16 protein-coding genes and 2 pseudogenes are annotated in these 15656 nt (G+C 49.6%); 7 read left to right on the forward strand and 11 right to left on the reverse strand.

The window, feature by feature from the left end; translation table 11 throughout:
- Positions 1–43: 43 nt before the first annotated feature.
- From FC43_RS01550 to FC43_RS01580, 7 genes are all read right to left on the reverse strand, one after another.
- Positions 44–1294, reverse strand: coding sequence for a competence/damage-inducible protein A (locus FC43_RS01550; protein WP_019205986.1), 1251 nt, complete (start codon positions 1292–1294; stop codon positions 44–46).
- Positions 1295–1399: 105 nt separating this feature from the next.
- Complete coding sequence (pgsA, locus tag FC43_RS01555; RefSeq protein ID WP_019205987.1) at positions 1400–1984, reverse strand: CDP-diacylglycerol--glycerol-3-phosphate 3-phosphatidyltransferase; 585 nt, start codon at positions 1982–1984, stop codon at positions 1400–1402.
- A 23-nt stretch (positions 1985–2007) separates the two neighbouring features.
- Positions 2008–3090: a helix-turn-helix domain-containing protein gene (locus tag FC43_RS01560; protein WP_019205988.1), complete on the reverse strand. Its 1083-nt coding sequence runs from the start codon at positions 3088–3090 to the stop codon at positions 2008–2010.
- A 91-nt stretch (positions 3091–3181) separates the two neighbouring features.
- Positions 3182–4471: an EF-P 5-aminopentanol modification-associated protein YfmH gene (gene yfmH / locus FC43_RS01565; protein ID WP_056953576.1), complete on the reverse strand. Its 1290-nt coding sequence runs from the start codon at positions 4469–4471 to the stop codon at positions 3182–3184.
- Positions 4471–5721 carry an EF-P 5-aminopentanol modification-associated protein YfmF gene (gene yfmF, locus FC43_RS01570; protein WP_162258976.1) on the reverse strand — a complete coding sequence of 417 codons (1251 nt, stop codon included), beginning with the start codon at positions 5719–5721 and terminating at the stop codon, positions 4471–4473. The genes yfmH and yfmF overlap by 1 nt, the downstream gene beginning before the upstream one ends.
- A gap of 210 nt (positions 5722–5931) precedes the next feature.
- Positions 5932–6609, reverse strand: a complete 678-nt coding sequence (locus FC43_RS01575) for a DNA alkylation repair protein (protein WP_019205991.1) — start codon at positions 6607–6609, stop codon at positions 5932–5934.
- A gap of 237 nt (positions 6610–6846) precedes the next feature.
- A complete protein-coding gene (locus FC43_RS01580) occupies positions 6847–7680 on the reverse strand; it encodes a DegV family protein (protein WP_056953578.1) in 834 nt (277 codons plus the stop codon).
- A gap of 152 nt (positions 7681–7832) precedes the next feature.
- On the opposite strand from FC43_RS01580, the gene FC43_RS01585 reads away from it, so the two are divergent.
- The 3 genes from FC43_RS01585 to FC43_RS01595 are packed head-to-tail and all read left to right on the forward strand — an operon-like array spanning position 7833 to position 9601.
- The gene (locus tag FC43_RS01585; protein ID WP_056953580.1) at positions 7833–8345 is read left to right on the forward strand and encodes a DUF1836 domain-containing protein; all 513 of its coding nucleotides are present in this window, start codon (positions 7833–7835) and stop codon (positions 8343–8345) included.
- The gene (locus tag FC43_RS01590) at positions 8329–9066 is read left to right on the forward strand and encodes an alpha/beta hydrolase (protein WP_019205994.1); all 738 of its coding nucleotides are present in this window, start codon (positions 8329–8331) and stop codon (positions 9064–9066) included. The genes FC43_RS01585 and FC43_RS01590 overlap by 17 nt, the downstream gene beginning before the upstream one ends.
- 28 nt (positions 9067–9094) lie before the next feature.
- The gene (locus FC43_RS01595; RefSeq protein ID WP_019205995.1) at positions 9095–9601 is read left to right on the forward strand and encodes an NAD(P)H-dependent oxidoreductase; all 507 of its coding nucleotides are present in this window, start codon (positions 9095–9097) and stop codon (positions 9599–9601) included.
- Between the two features lie 68 nt (positions 9602–9669).
- On the opposite strand, the gene FC43_RS01600 is transcribed toward FC43_RS01595, so the two are convergent.
- On the reverse strand, positions 9670–10401 hold the full coding sequence (locus FC43_RS01600) for an ATP-grasp domain-containing protein (protein ID WP_056953581.1): 732 nt from the start codon (positions 10399–10401) through the stop codon (positions 9670–9672).
- 567 nt (positions 10402–10968) lie between these two features.
- Here FC43_RS01600 and FC43_RS01610 point away from each other — a divergent pair.
- The gene (locus tag FC43_RS01610) at positions 10969–11829 is read left to right on the forward strand and encodes a TrmH family RNA methyltransferase (RefSeq protein WP_019205997.1); all 861 of its coding nucleotides are present in this window, start codon (positions 10969–10971) and stop codon (positions 11827–11829) included.
- Positions 11830–11936: 107 nt separating this feature from the next.
- Here FC43_RS01610 and FC43_RS01615 read toward each other — a convergent pair whose 3' ends face one another.
- Positions 11937–12812, reverse strand: a complete 876-nt coding sequence (locus FC43_RS01615; RefSeq protein WP_056953583.1) for an alpha/beta fold hydrolase — start codon at positions 12810–12812, stop codon at positions 11937–11939.
- Between the two features lie 213 nt (positions 12813–13025).
- Here FC43_RS01615 and FC43_RS11175 point away from each other — a divergent pair, with 213 nt between their 5' ends.
- On the forward strand, positions 13026–13277 hold the full coding sequence (locus tag FC43_RS11175; protein WP_162258975.1) for a hypothetical protein: 252 nt from the start codon (positions 13026–13028) through the stop codon (positions 13275–13277).
- Positions 13249–13395 (forward strand): IS3 family transposase, encoded by a 147-nt coding sequence (locus FC43_RS11560; RefSeq protein ID WP_420865123.1) that lies wholly within the window; start codon positions 13249–13251, stop codon positions 13393–13395. Before FC43_RS11175 ends, FC43_RS11560 begins: the two co-directional genes overlap by 29 nt.
- A 254-nt stretch (positions 13396–13649) precedes the next feature.
- Here the strand turns inward: FC43_RS11560 and FC43_RS01620 are convergent, their stop codons facing one another.
- Positions 13650–14714, reverse strand: a complete 1065-nt coding sequence (locus FC43_RS01620; protein WP_056953585.1) for a hypothetical protein — start codon at positions 14712–14714, stop codon at positions 13650–13652.
- Positions 14715–15130: 416 nt separating this feature from the next.
- On the opposite strand from FC43_RS01620, the pseudogene FC43_RS11565 reads away from it, so the two are divergent.
- Positions 15131–15271: pseudogene (locus FC43_RS11565) on the forward strand (IS3 family transposase); the annotation flags it as partial.
- 146 nt (positions 15272–15417) lie between these two features.
- On the opposite strand, the pseudogene FC43_RS10740 reads toward FC43_RS11565, so the two are convergent.
- Positions 15418–15591, reverse strand: a pseudogene (locus FC43_RS10740) (helix-turn-helix domain-containing protein); the annotation flags it as partial.
- Positions 15592–15656 lie beyond the last annotated feature (65 nt).

Below are 15656 nucleotides of genomic sequence, written 5' to 3' on the forward strand. Positions count from 1 at the left end.
TCAGTTTTTGGGCTAAAAACCAAGCATTTTACGAACCTGCGTTCTAATTTTTGCCCTGTAATTGGTGGTAGAGCGCTAAAAGGACCAAGGCCACGCTTTGTTGGCGAATCGCTTGGCGACCCAAGCGGCCATTTAAGCGCAACTGCCAAGCCCGCGGGGCCGCGCCTTGCTGGGCAATCGCCACAAAGACCGTCCCGGCAGGATGTCCTTCTAAGGGTTCCGGGCCGGCCACCCCCGTAAAGGCGACTCCATAATCGACGGCCAACGCCCGCCGGGCCCCCTCGGCCATTTCCGCTGCCGTTTGCGCGCTGACCACGCCTGCCTGTTCAATCGTGGCCTGCCGCACCCCAATCAGCTGGTGCTTGGCGCGGGCGGCATAAGTCACAAAGCCCCCATCAAAGACGGCACTGGCCCCGCTGACGCTGCACAGGGTACTCTGAAACAGCCCCCCGGTCAGACTTTCGGCCGCCGTAATTTTGGCGCCGCGCTGGCGTAACAAGGCGACTACTTGCCCAGCTAAGGTCACCGCCGGGCCGCTGCCAAAGTAATACGCGCCTTCCTTAGCCACAATGGCCTGTTGCGCTTGATCCAAGAGCTGCTCGGCAACCGCCGGCGTTTTTCCAGTCACCCGCAAACGAACTTGGATTTCAGCTGGTTGGACGTAAGACGTTGCCACGACCGGCAAATCCCCTAACGCAGCGGCAATTTCGTCCATCAATAAGGACTCCGGCTGGCCCACAAAGTGCAGCACCCGGGTCTGGACTGGAGTCGTCGTCCCGTAGTGAGCCCGTAATTTAGGCAGGAGACTGGCTTGCACCATTGCCTTAAATTCCCGCGGGGGCCCGGGCAAGACGGCCACTGCCGCTTGCTCGCTCACCAACCAGGATCCCAAGGCCAGCCCCACCGGGTTGGCTAGCGGTTCGCCACCGGCCAAGTAGTAAGCTTGACGAATATTTTCCGGCGTCATTGCCACTTGACGGTGGGCAAAGTCCGCTTGAATCGCCGCCCAGTGTTTCGTTGCCAAGGTTAAATCAACGCCCAGCGCGCGGGCCACGCTCGGCAGGGTTTGATCATCCGCCGTGGGCCCTAAGCCCCCACACACCAAAACCAGGTCCGCCCGCTGGCAGGCCAATTTGACGGCTGCTTCAATTTGGGCGGGTTCATCAGTCACCGTCGTTTGCCACTTGGCCACCAAGTCCAATTGGCGCAGCTGGTCCGCCAAATAGGCAACGTTGGTATTAACGATCTGCCCGAGGATCAGTTCGTTACCCACGGAAATAATTTCTACTTCCATTTTTCCCCTCCTACTCTTTATATACGCGTTTTAGGTCCATTTTACACTTTTTTTCTGGTAAAAATTTTAAAAAAAGAAGCTGGCCGAAGCCAACTTCCGCAGTCCTTATTTAAACCCGTCGCTAAAAATATCCTTGCTCTTGATAAAGTAATCAGCCCCAGAGTAAACCGTGAAGAACAAACACAGGTAAAGCATGATTTCGCCAAAGGGAATGTGCCAAATGGCAAACAGGGCGTTGTTTAACAATAAAAAGATGATCGCAATGAACTGGGTCGTCGTCTTGATCTTCCCCGGCATCTTGGCTGCCATGACTTCGCCATTTTGTTCAACAATCAGCAACCGCAGCCCCGTCACGGACAGTTCCCGCCAGATGATGATTGACGTCACCCACGCTGGCACACTGCCGCTGGCCGTTAAGACAATAAAGGCCGTCATGACCAATAATTTGTCGGCCAACGGATCGGCAAACTTCCCGAAGTTGGTCACCAAGTGATCCCGCCGGGCAATCCGCCCGTCTAAATTATCGGTAATCGTTGCCGCAATAAACAGGATTGTCGCCCAGAACTGGGCAACCGGAACCGTCGCCCCTAAAAAGCTGATCTCACCCCACCCCAAGGGAATGACCATCAGTAACAAGAAAAATGGAATGATGATTAACCGCACCACGGTTAATTTATTTGGTAAATTCAAACTAAATCCCCCTCAAAGAATGTTTAATGACTGGCCGCCGTAGTTTGATTATTCGTAGTGGCCGCCGGCGTAGTGGTTGAAGTCGTCGTCTGGGTAGTGGTCGTTGGGGTACTGGTCGAAGTTGTGGTCGTCCGTTGGGTCGTTTGCCCAGTACTCGTCGTCCCCGTAGTCGTCGTGGTCCGGTTGGTTTGGTTGGTCGTAGCCGTTGAACTCGACGTAGTTGCACTAGTTTGCGTTGTGCTGTTGCCCAGGCTCAGCGTAATAACCCGCGTTGATGGGTATTGGTTGTCATTGGTAAAGTTTAACGTCTGGTTGCCCAGCTTGATCGTTACCCCGTTGCCGGAGCCCAAAGTGATCACAATTCGCTTGGCCGTCTTACTTAAGGTCACCGTCCCGGTTTCCTTCGCTGACAAGGTCTTCGCCAACTGACTGACGTTATCAACATTAACGGCGGCATACACGGCCGTGTTCGCCGCTTTAATCGTCAGTTTAGTGTCCTTGCTTAAGGTTTGACTTGTCGTGTAGACCACACTAGTCGTGGTCCGCGAGGTTTCTTTGAACTTCAACTTTTGACTCTTGGCCTTAGGCTTGCTGGAAGCAGCCTTCTTTGGCGCATGACTGGATTCACCAGAAACCGAAACCGAACTGGAATCAATTTTGGTTGCCGAATCAGCCCGGTTCTTAATAATCGTGGTCGCCCAAATCGCCCCTAAAATAATGACGACAATCGCCCCGACAATCACGGTTGGGATGTACTTGCGGGCCTGATCAAAGCCATCAGTTGTCACCCGGTGACTGCCGCGCCGCGTCTCGACCGCTTGGGAAAGGTGTTCGGAGTATTCCGTCGTCTTGGTCTTGGGTAAATAATCATCGTAGTCCTTTAATAATTCATTGCCGTCCAAGCCAACGGTATCGGCATACTGCTTCACAAATGCCCGAACGTAGAAATCACCGGGTAGTTCCGCAAAATTTTCATCTTCAATCGCAATTAAATACCGCTTCTGAATCTTCGTCGCCTGTTGCAAATCATCTAAGGTATACCCCTTGGCAACCCGGGCCTCTTTAAGCCGTTGACCAATTTGCAACTGCTGTTCATTTTCGCTCATAACTTTGTTCCTCAATTCTTTTCACTAATAACCTAGGCTAGTATAGCACATCTAGCGCCCCGCAAATTTTAAAGATCCGTTAATTGCGACGTTAATTTTCCGCATCAATTTCGTAAACCGACAGACGGTCATGATCCATAAAGTTAGCCGCGGCTTGCTGGATATCCGCCCACGTTAAAGCCCGCAAGACCCGAATTTCATCGTAAATCGTCAGCGACCCGGTTTCTCTAGTCGCAAACCGGTTGACGATCGCTTCTGGTGAATCCAAGGCCCCAATCAAGCGACCAAGCGTGGCGTTTTTGAGCATGGCAAATTGAGTTTGTACCCTTGCCAGTTCAGCTGGCGCATTTTCAACCAAATTAGCAATTGCACCGCGAAAAGCCGCTTGCTGCGTCGTTTCGGTCGCAAACAGGGCAAAATCGAAGCCACGATTGCTTTCGTAACTAAACGAAAAGGAATCATCAATGATCCCTTGATCATACAAGGCCTGGTAGTGTTCCCCCGTATCATCAAACAATAATTCCAGCATCATGCTGATTGCCACTTGACTCTTTAAGCGGGCCAAGGGCGTGCCCGCTGGCAAATGGCCGCGCAAGCCCACCATCACTTTCGGCCGCAAAACTGGCATCGTTAAATGCCGGTAGGGCAACAGGTCATGCCCGCTGGGGTCGGCCGGAGTAAAGGTCAGTGGTTCTTGCAGGGGGGCGGCAAATTGCTTTGCCGCTTGATTTTGTTCAATCCAAGCCAAAGTTTCCGCCGGATCAAGGTTCCCTGCCACTTGTAAGGTCAGGTACTCCGGCCGGTAGTAAGCCGCATGAGTCTGGTACAGCAATTCCGGGGTAATCGTCTTAATTGACTCTTCGGTCCCGGCAATATCATCCGCCAGCGGATCATGGGGATAGAGGTTGCCCATCATCCCCATGTACAGGCGACTGTCGGGGTTGTCATTGTACATTTTTATTTCCTGGGAAATAATGCCAATTTCCTTAGCGACCGTTTGCGCCGTAAAGTACGGGGTCTGGACAAAATCCAACAGTACTTCCAGGTTCTCCCGGAAATTGCTGGTGGTCGAGTACAGGTAACTGGTCTGGGTAAAGGACGTAAAGGCATTGGAATCCGCCCCTAATTCCCCAAACAAGTCAAAGGCATCATGATCGGCCTTTTCAAACAATTTATGTTCTAAAAAATGCGCCAACCCCGCCGGTAAGCTTTGTCCCCCTACGACCGCCGGCAAAGTGCGATCAAGGGCGCCAAAATCCGTGGTCAGCATCGCGTAAGTCTTGTGGTACCCCACCATCGGAATCAAGCGGACCTTGAGTCCGTTGGCCAAGGTCGTTTCATATAAGGATTGATTAAATTCTGCGTAAGTTCGTTTTTCCATTATTCATCCCCGCTTAACAAATAGACCGCCGCTGGCTCCAACTGCGCCGCCAAATGCGCGACTTGGGCGGGCGTGACGGCGGCTAAAGCGGCCGGGTAATCCAATTTAGTTGGTTGTTGCAAGAGGGTCTTCGCCAGGGCCCGGCCCAATAGGTAGTTTTCATCATCTTGACTGGCCAAGTACTGGTTGAGCAAGCCCGCCTTAACTTTGGCCAACGTCGCCACGTCAAAATCGCCCGCGGCCAAAGCTTGCACCTGGGCTTCAATTAATTGTTGCGCGGCGGGGGCCTGCTGGGCCGCAATCCCGGCTTGAATCACCAGGTGACCAGCAAACGGCCGTAAGCTGCTGCTGATTGAATAGGCCAAGCTGGCTTTTTCGCGGACGTTGACAAACAACTTGGAATACGGGCTGCCACCCAACAACCCATTCATCACTAGCGCGGTCGGATAGTCCGCCGTCCCAAAGTACACTGGTTGGCGGTAAGCCAAGTTTAAATGGGCCTGCTGCAAAGGTTGGTGTTCCGTCAGTTTCTTTAACGGTTCAGCCGGTTGATTATGGAATAAGTTGGCCGGCAAACACGCCGGGCGCGCTTGAAACGGTAATTTTTGCAAACTAGCGGCCACCTGGTCTGGATCAACGGCCCCAATCACGAAAATATCTACCTGATCATCAGCCAACATCGTCTGGTAGGCCGCGTAAGTCGCTTCGTTCGTCAAAGCGGCGACTTGCGCCTTGGTCCCGGTGCTCGGAACTTCCATTACCGAACCGGTTTGATAATACAAGCGCTCTAATTGGCGCAAGGCATAAAAGTGCTTGTCGTCATCCCAGGATTGCAAAGTCGCCACTAAATTAGTCTTTTGCAACTGCCAAGTTGGCACATCAAACCGCATCCCATCAGCCAAGGGGTAAAAGAGTAATTCCCCCATCGTTTGTACCACCGCATCCAAGAGGTTGGGCGCAAATTGTTCATTAATAAAAGTCGCTTTAAAACGGACCGTGTGGGCATGACCAAGCCGGGTCACATACGCCCCAACACTGGCGCCGTAAAGCTTGGCCAAGTGCCGCGCTAAGGCGGTTTGGGTCGAGTAAAGTTGACTGCTGGTTGTCAAAACGTTGGCCAGCAGATTCCGGGCAGCCGCATTGTTACGCGTTTGCAACCGGGAAAAATTGAGCAGCAGCTTCGTCTGCTTGAACTGTTCAGTCGCCAGCACGTGAACATTCACGCCTGGCACCAGTTCAAAATCCACCATTGAAAATTCCTCCTCAAAACTGGTTTGCCGAAGTTCAGCAAGCCAACCTATGTACGGGTCACTAAACGACCTCATCAATCATACCAAACCCACCGGGGAGAAAACCATGGAAAAGCCAAGAATTTCCCCGAAAAAACAACTGGCCGGTCACGAAAAGTCGCGCCGACCATTTAATTATAACCAAGGTTTAATCTGCAGAGAAAAAGTAATTTAGGCTTGGCGCCATTCCGGCGGCAGGTGCTTACTAGCTTCGCGTACAGCAAGAGCAGACATTGCGGCCTGGTGCGTTTGCAAAAAGGCCATTACCCACGCCGGCTTAGTCTTGGCATAGTCACGCAAAGCCCAGCCAATCGCTTTTTGCACAAAGAATTCCGGCACCGCCAAATTATTTTCGATAATTTGGGCCAATAACGCTTCATCCGTGGCCTGCTTGCGTAATAATTGGTGCTCAATTGCTGCCCGGCGCAGCCAAAAATTATCGGCCCGCGACCAGGCCAACACGGCGCGCCGCAACTCCGGAAAACGGGCCACCAAGGCCCCCACCGGTTTGATCAAAATATCGACCGTATCCCACCAGGACTTGGTACAGATCAAATGGGCCAACCGCGGCCAGTCCGCCGGCGTCAACAGGGGTGTGACGAGCACCAAGTAATCACAGGCCAAGTATTGCAGTTCGCGTTGGGGGGCTGCCCAACACTGGTCAATAAAGGACCAATCTACCTGCTCGGCGTGTTTGGCCGCCCGCAACCACGGCCGGGCTAGTTCCCGGCGCCGCGCCGCACTCAACCCAAAGAAGGCAAACTGATCGCGCATGTAATGGGCCATCCCTTGGGCCCGCTTCGCATCCGCGGCCGCCGCAAAGGCCGCGCTGACTTGGGCATAATCCATCTTCTTCCTCCCTTTCTTCGGCAAACTTACTTTAATTATAGCAAAACGGCCGCCCCAACGAGGCGAACCGCTCAATTCTCCCAACCTCTGTTGGTTTTTCGAATATTACACAGATCACGTGGGAAATAACCGCAAGCCGGATGGATAAGTACGAACGAAGAACGACGCGTACCGCGCCAACCTTCGTCCTAGCTTATCCATCCGGCTTGCCGAGAAGGTTATTTCCCACTTTCATCCCTATGATTCCATTTTTGCTCCGATCATTAAACCGCCCTGTTCGGCATAAAAACTGCACAGGGCGTTACAAGTCCCAATTTCTACTTGGCAGGCTGGGTACTGAGCTTGGACGGCAGCTTGCAGCGCCGTCGCACCGGCTAAATTATCAGCGTGGTCAATGACCAGGTGCTGGCCGTCAAAATGATGTTTGGCCAGTAGCTGTAACAGCGCCTTGCGGGCTCCCTTTTCGCCCCGCGCCTTAGCCAGGGGTTGCACTTCCCCCGCTTCATCCGCCCAGCCAATCACGTTGATTTTCAAAGCTTGGGCCAACTTGGCCGCCGCCTTATTGACCCGCCCATTGTTCGCCAAGTTGTTCAGCGCTTTAAGGGCAAAAAAGACCCTGGTGTGCTCAATCGCTGCCGTAATTTGCGTCACAATCTCAGCGAAGCTCGCACCGGCTTGAATCAGCGCGCTAGCCTCTTGGGCTACCATCCGTTGGGCCGGCCCCGCCACCTTCGTATCGAAAACGGCAATCTTTTGTTCCGGGCGGACTTCCTGGGCCATCATCTGAGCGAGGCGGGCCGCATTATACGAGCCCGACGTCGCTGCCGAGATGGTAAAGACGAACACTTCATCCGCTTGCCCGTAGGCTGCCAAGTACTGTTCCGCACTCGGGCACGCCGTCTTAATCGCCTTGCCCGCGGAAAAAGCCGCAAACGCCGCCCGATCAAAGGCCGGGATGTCGGCAAAGCTTTGCCCCCCGCTGGTTAAGGACAGGGCCACACTCTGGTGGGGCACGCCATTAATTTGGTCGGCAAACAGGTTCGCCGCCGAATCCGTAATAATTTTCCGCATTGCTACATTTCCTTTCTAACGTCTCATTTTGTATGCTCAGCTTATCGTATTCCAAAAACATTGTCAACGGTTTTTGAAAAACCGATAAGCGGTTCGACCTTGTAGCAGCGGTTCTTTTAATTTATACTAAGCTTAGTGAGGTTTTAAAAAGCATGAACAGAGAAGCAAAAATTCAACACGCAGTACGGCACTTTCGCCTGCCTCGTTACCAAGAATTACCAACCGTCGAACTCTACTTGGATCAAACAACCGAATTGCTTAACGAGCACCTGGCGATTTTGGGCGACGTGAAAATCACCAGCTCGATGATCAGCAACTACGTTAAACACCAGTTGATCCGCCGCCCGGTCAAAAAACGCTATGGCGCCGACCAGCTCGCTGAGCTCTTCTTTATTGCCGTCGCCAAAAATGTGATGCCGCTTAGTGATTTGAAGGTGGCATTAAAAATACAACGCGCCAGCTATGCTACGGCCACGGCGTATGATTACTTTGCCGAGGAATTGGAAAACGTTCTGGCCTACGTCTTCGGCCTTAAAGCAAGGCTGGCCACCGTGGGTGCAGAACAAGGCGAATATAAGCGGATGTTGCGTAATATCATTAAAGCAGTTGCCTATAAAATCTACGTTGATGCCTACTTTAAGGTGAAAAATGCGGAAGAAAAATAATTCCCGCCGAATTAAAAGCGGCCTGCTCATCATTTTGCTGCTCTTAAGCCTTAGCGGGGTAATGGGCGGGCTTTGGCTCAAGCACCATACCTACCAACCAACGGCCGCCACCCGCCAAGCCCTGCAAAGCGCAACGGTCAAACGTGATCAAATTATCTTTCCGGCCCACGGGCAACGTCAGTTAACCGTAATTTTTTATCCCGGCGCGCTGGTCGAACCAGCGAGTTACGCCCCGTGGGCGCACCAGGTCGCCCAAGCTGGTTACACCGTTAAAATTGCTCGCTTCCCGCTGAATCTAGCGATCTTAGCACCAAAGCAAGCCCGCGCCCTAGTTCCGGCCCACCAGGCCTACGTCATTGGTGGCCACTCCCTAGGTGGGGTGATGGCCGCTCGTTGGGCCCACCAACATCATCCGGCGGCGCTAAAGGGCGTCTTTTTCTTCGCTTCCTACCCGGATCAAAAGGGCCGGCTTGATCACACCAGTCTGCCAGTCTTGAGCTTGACGGGGAGTCGGGACGGCGTCTTGAACTGGTCCCGGTTCCGCACGGCGCAGAAATATCTCCCGCGTGAGACGACCAAGCAAACCATTACTGGGGGCAACCACGCCGGGTTCGGCGCTTACGGACCACAAAAGGGCGATCGAGCGGCGACAATCAGCAATCATGCCCAACAAACCGCGATCGCCCAGGCACTGCTCAAATGGTTAGCCACGCTGCATTAAACCGTCAGCCACAGAAAGGATGGCCAAAATGAAAACAACAATTTTCCTCTTTCACCCGGCCTTTGCCCACTCGCGGGCGAATGCGGCCCTGGTGCACAATTCGCCGGTTGAAGTGCGCGATTTATATCAACTGTACCCTACTGAACTTATTGACGTCGCCGCTGAACAGGCGGCTTTGAGCGCAGCCGACCGGATTGTGTGGCAATTTCCCCTGTACTGGTACAGTGGCCCAGGGTTGATGAAAAAATGGCTCGACCAAGTGCTGACCGCCGGCTGGGCCTATGAGGGTGGGACGGCCTTACAAGGGAAAGAATTGCTGATCGCCACCACAATGGGGGGAAAGTTGACCGATTACCAAGCCACCGGCCCCCAAGGGCACACGGTCACCGAATTTTTATTGCCGCTGACCGTGACCGGGGAATACGTCGGCATGCAAGTCTTACCCCCATTTATTGTTGCCGATACCGTAAACATTACGGCGGATCAATTAGCCGCGGCAGCGCAACGTTACCACCAGCGCTTGCTTGTCCCATAAAAAATACGCCTCTGAACTAAAAAATCGGTTCAGAGGCGTACTTTATTCATTAGCGCAAAGTAAAAAACTTAAAATTTACATTCATCAATTGTTCGGGTTAACTCAGCCCACCTCGCAGCTAGTAACTTCGCATATCGGATTTCATTGAGACCATACGCTGCTAATGAGTAGCCGTCGTTAACTTCAATTAATAGTGTTTGTCCATCTTTGGTAATGCCAAAGTCAAGTGAATAGCTGGCTGGTTGATCTTGATAATCCTGAAGACAATCTTCAATAACTTGCGGATCATAATGATAGTGCCAATCACCAGTATATGGTCGAACACCTTCAATTTGCCCATAACGAACATAAACACGCCATTCAGCCACAAAATCAACAACTTCACTACAAATTACCGTTGGATTTTCATAACTCGATCCTAAGCCAATCAAATCCTTTGGTGTTCGAATTACTTTTCCCGTAATTCGCTTTCCTTCAACAGACTTAACAAATATCGGCCAAGTTTCTGGATGATGGTTAATGGTATTAATTTGTGAATACCAAATTTGACGGCCTAAGTATTGTCGTAATGACTTAGGGTAATTGAGCTCGCTACAATCAATTTTTAAGAATTTCAATCGTTGACGAACACTTCTAAGCCCTCCAACCACAAGATCAGCTTGCGTCATGTGTGGCAACACTTCGGTTAATTGTTGAAATGGTACCACTTCAAATCCCATTTGGTGAAAGCCGCTCATCGCCGCATAACAATTAATACTAAGGGGGATATTATGAGAATTACTTTGGATATATACTTTCATTTATACCTCCATTGCGTCGCTCTTTAGCGCCAAATAATTAACACAAAACTAACTAAGAGAAGGAAGCGACTGCACCCAATTTCCTTTTTTTCAGTCGTCAAACTTACATACTTGCTCCAATTTTAACTGCTTAAAACATCCCTGTACAATTTCACCGGTACCAATCCATCATGACGTGGCGTAATATCAAAAATCCGTTGTCAAGATTGCTCCTTAGGATTTTGGTGTTTAGTGAAAGACAAATTATCAAAATTTTCTACTACTTGTTATCATTCTTCTTTGCTAGTTACCACCGGACAGTACACGCTGAAAGTTTTTGCTCGGATACCAAGCCAATTAGTTTAATCATCCACTGGTAAGCAGCCTTGAAATTTTCATTATCGCTTAAATTAATGACCTTCCTTGCATCACAGTGAAAAATCACGGTTTGACGCAATTGTAAATAAACCGTGTATGGTTGAATTGTCCACATAATTACGAAAGTAGCCTCCGAAAGATCCCCCTACAATAGCTTCTTAAATGTGCTACAATGTGACACATTAACAATTAAAGCAAGGTAGACAGCTAATGCACAACTTAATTTTTCTCAATGATCTCACCGCCCCCGAACTTGCGCCTTACGTTAAGTTCAACGAGGCACAACTCTTCCATGCCTTAGAACCACACCCCGGTCTTTTTATCGCCGAAAGTCCTAAGGTAATCGAACGGGCCTTGCGCGCCGGCTATCGTCCCGCTTCACTGCTGGTTGAAGAAAAGGTCCTGGCTCGTGATTTAGCCGAATTAGACCGCGAAATGGCGGCCAATCAAACGACTGGCTTGGGCCAAACCCCGATTTACGTTGCCAAGCGGGAAGTCCTGCAGCACTTGGCCGGCTACAACCTTTTGCGCGGGGCCTTAGCGGCGATGCACCGGATTAAACGGCCGGACCTCACCACCTTCTTAGCGGCCCTGCCTACCCCCCAGCCCCGGATCGCCGTCTTGGAAAGCGTGGTTAACCCCGCCAACATCGGCGCCATTTTCCGCTCGGCGGCCGCACTAGGCATTGATGGGATCATTGTCACCAGTGATTCGGCGGATCCCTTCTACCGGCGGGCCTCCCGGGTGGCAATGGGGACGGTCTTTCAAATCCCGTGGACTTACGTAGACGCCCAGACTTGGTACACCACCGGAATTGAATTGCTGCACCAGGCCGGTTTTCAAACGGCGGCCATGGCCCTACGTCACAATACCATTAAAATTGACGATCCACAGTTACACCAAGTCGAAAAATTAGCCATTATCCTCGGTTCAGAGGGGCCGGGCCTACAGGAAACCACGATCGATCACAGTGACTTTACAATTAAGATTCCGATGACGGCAGGGGTCGATTCCCTGAACGTCGCCGCGGCCTCAGCACTGGCCTTTTGGGAATTGGGCCAGCGACGCTAATCAGTTGCTCAGACTTACCGCCCTCAACGAGGCTAGTTGGGGCGGCTTTTTTTGTACCGGCCAAGGCCCTCCAGTAGCTCAAAGCGGTTAAACTTAGGGCCACTCCGTTACTGTCCCTGTGGTGGCTGGCGAGCACAGTTTTGGTCAAGCCAGTTAACAATATCTTGCTTGACTACCATGGCATTCGCTTCAAACAGAATCTCATGCCGCATGTTCTGATAGCGTTTGAAAGTGAGGTCGTGATAGCCAGCGTTTTGCAATACATGCGCGGTCTGCTTTACCTGGGCCATATTTCCTGCGCAAGGATCATCCGCCCCATTCAGAAATAAGATAGGCACCGGATGTGGACTAGTAAAATGACGTAACTTGCCTAGTTCGCGCATGCCCTCATATAGATCGTGATAACCCTGGCTAGTAAACGGGTGACCACACGCCGCATCATGAATATACGCTTGCACATTCAAACGATTATAACTTAACCAGTCAACATCAGTGAGGGGATGGCTAATCTTTCGGTTAAATCCGCCAATTGTTAGCTTGGTCAAAAGGGGGCTGATGTGCCGAGGACCTTTCCATTGAATCACTATCTTGCTAAGCAATTTACCGCCCCGCCATAATGGATTGTAGTACGGGACGCCGGTCAAGATCATCCCGTCAAAGTCATGATAGTGCTGCAAGTAACTACGAATAACAATCGTCCCCATCGAATGACCAAACAACATCACCCGCTGCCCGGGAAACCGCACATGGGCCTGCTGAACATACTGGTGAAGTTGGTGCACCAGATTCTGCCAACCACTTTGGCCGAAGTAGCCCCGTTCGGCGGCGGGTAATTCTTTCCCATGTCCCAACAGATCATAGCGAAGCGTACTATAACCACAGCTATTCAAATATTTACAAAAGTCCGCATAGCGCTCACTATACTCCTGCATCCCGTGAACCAGGATCACAACCGCCTTGGCCTGTGGTGCTTCTGAAATCAAACCAATTCACCTTCCCGCCTTATCATTGTCACCGCTTTCATAATTGGGTAATTCTTATCTTAACAATTTGCAATTCAAAAAGCAAAATCACCATTGATCAACGCTCTAGCGAGTGCACGTTTAAAGATGGTGAAGGTGTGCGCCAATCCAAGGAAAGGAGAGCAATTGCGATGAATCAAAAAAAGTTGGACATCGATATTGGGATTATTGCTGATGACAGGAGTACAATTTGGCGTAGCGGGGCTAGAAAGTACTATTGTTTGTATGCTTCGAAAAGAGAAATTTAAATCTTTTGGCTTAACGCGAAAAAACATTGTTAAAGCAATTATCGAAACAATTGGATGCTTTCTCCCGTATATATGCTATGTATTTGCATCCGGTCAATTTGACGGCTTCCATCCTTTCCACATTGCCATCACGGATGAAGTAATTGCAAGTGGGATTCCTGCCCCAATTTCGTCTTGAAACTTACAAGGAATTGATAGCCTCAATAAAGGAATCCATCAACTTCTACAACCATAAGCGATCCCAAACGCAATTAGGTAGCCGTGCACCCGCCGAATATCGAGCACTGGCTACCTAAGCGTTTACATAATTCAATTTTTCCCCTTGACCGGGACCAGACGAATTCATCCCTGGCTTATTGAAGCGGAGGGATTCTCGCCCATTTACGATAAATTATTTTTTCGTATTCCCACCAACCACAGGCTCCAATATCACTAATTTCTCGTATGAAAAGATTCCCTTAATAAATTTGGACACCAGTAGGGCGATAAAAATATATATTAGCGAATAAACCTCACCTTATCTATAAATTACCTATTTTAAGCACGCTAGTTAATCGTCCTCATCGTCGCGGTAATGTAAATCATCGAATTTGGTGTTCTTATTTTGCTGCGCTTGACTTGGGGTTTGGTAATAGATGCTATCAGTCCATGGTCTAGCACCACTGGCCGCAACTAATACTTTGACTTGCTGGCCATCAATGGTTTCAGTGTGGACTGCGTAATCGACACCAGCACCAGCACTCTGACACCAACCTTCCATATGAAGCCAGTGTATTCCATCATGATCAAAGAAGTCGGTTCGCCTCCAGTTCTGGGTGGCATCCTGAATCGCCTGATTGGTCATATTACCTTCATCATACATAAATGAGCTATCTTGTTTATAAAGATGGATAACGTCATTAGTAGTATTATCACCGCCATGATATTGCATCGTGTTCTTACCAAAAGTAATGGAAGGAGCATCAGAGGTGTAATCATCAACGGAGTACCAAGTCCCCTGCATCTCATCTGGGACGTTCACTGGACCCTGATTACCATATTTACCAGAAGTATCAGATGCGGAATGACTGTCTGGAGAACTAGTGGCACCGTTACCACGCTTATCATTGACTTGGGCGTTTTGTGCTAGCTGATTAACGAAATCAGCCTGTCCCTGATTATTAACGTCTTTAACCATGTCTGCTCGGCTAACGGTGGTGAGCTTTTTACCACTCTTGCTAGCACTGGCTCCTTGGTAGATATTAACACTATTGCCCTGAATAGTATAAACCAAGTTAGATGACTTACCACTCGCCTTAACGTTGTAAGCAACCCCTTGCCCATCATCCGCTAATTTATAGTTGGATGCGGGATAAAGATCCACCTGAAGACCGTTCTTTTTAGCATCCTTGGCAGTTTGATACCATTGCTGACCATACTTATTGCTAGCATAGGTGGTAACCAGGCTAACCATCTGTTGCGGTGTTAAGTTATCTGCACTAATTTTGGTACTCGACTTGCTAGTCAGTAGGCTTGAGGAATTGCTACTATGATTCGATGAGCTTTGTTGACTACATCCTGCTAACATCAATGCTAACCCTGCAGCAGTTAACACAAGCATGTGCTTTTTATTCATTGAATAGACCCTCCCAATTATTGATTCTTCTTAATCATACAACGAATCATAGAACGAAAAAAGCGTTCTACGCCTACTCCAACCTATGTCTACCAAGGCTTTCCGCTGATTAGCTAGAACATCCTACCACTTCCCTATTTGTCTGAAGAATGCACATTATCTGTCTGCAGAAACCGATCGACTTAAAGATCACAAGCGCCGATATTTCAACATTCTTTTAAAAAAGGTATCAAAAAAGGAGTCTCCTTTGCGAAAGGTTTCTTCACAAGTTAGGTACACTCAAAATTTTAATAAAACCTGCCATGACGCGGTTTAGTTAGTTTTCTCCAGGACGGACACACTCTCCACGTGTCTCGAATGGCAAGTGCATTGACAATGCCCCCACGGAAAGTTTCTGAAATCCCTATAAGGATGAAACCTATTACGATTACAGATTTGAACCTTACGAAGAGTTGATAACCTCAATAAAGAAATATATCGACTTCAATAATCACAGACGATCCCAAACGAAATTAGGCAGCCGCGCACCCGCCGAATATCGAGCACTAGCTGCCTAAGCGTTTATATAATTCAATTCTCCCCCTTGACCGGGACCAGACCAGTACTTCTTACAGTAACAAATAACCGTTACTGAGGGCCCACAGAAGATCCACAGCAACGCCCTCCACTAGCCAACAAAGAATAATTGGTTTTTTATTACTTATCAGGAAAGACAATCCTGTCGAAATTGATGAATGGTTTGCCCAGTCCATATATTAAATGCCCGTTGAAACGAATTCGTTTCCTGATAAGCTAGTAAAAATGCAATTTCATCGGTTGACAAGTTTGTATTAAGCAAATAGTTTTTTGCCAACATTTCACGGGTTTCATTTAATTGTTGTTGAAAGGGTACTGTACCCTGTCAAGTTGACAGTCTGAAAAAATGAAAAATTGCTAGTCTTA

This window comes from Limosilactobacillus ingluviei DSM 15946 (assembly GCF_001435775.1).
Classification (GTDB): domain Bacteria; phylum Bacillota; class Bacilli; order Lactobacillales; family Lactobacillaceae; genus Limosilactobacillus; species Limosilactobacillus ingluviei.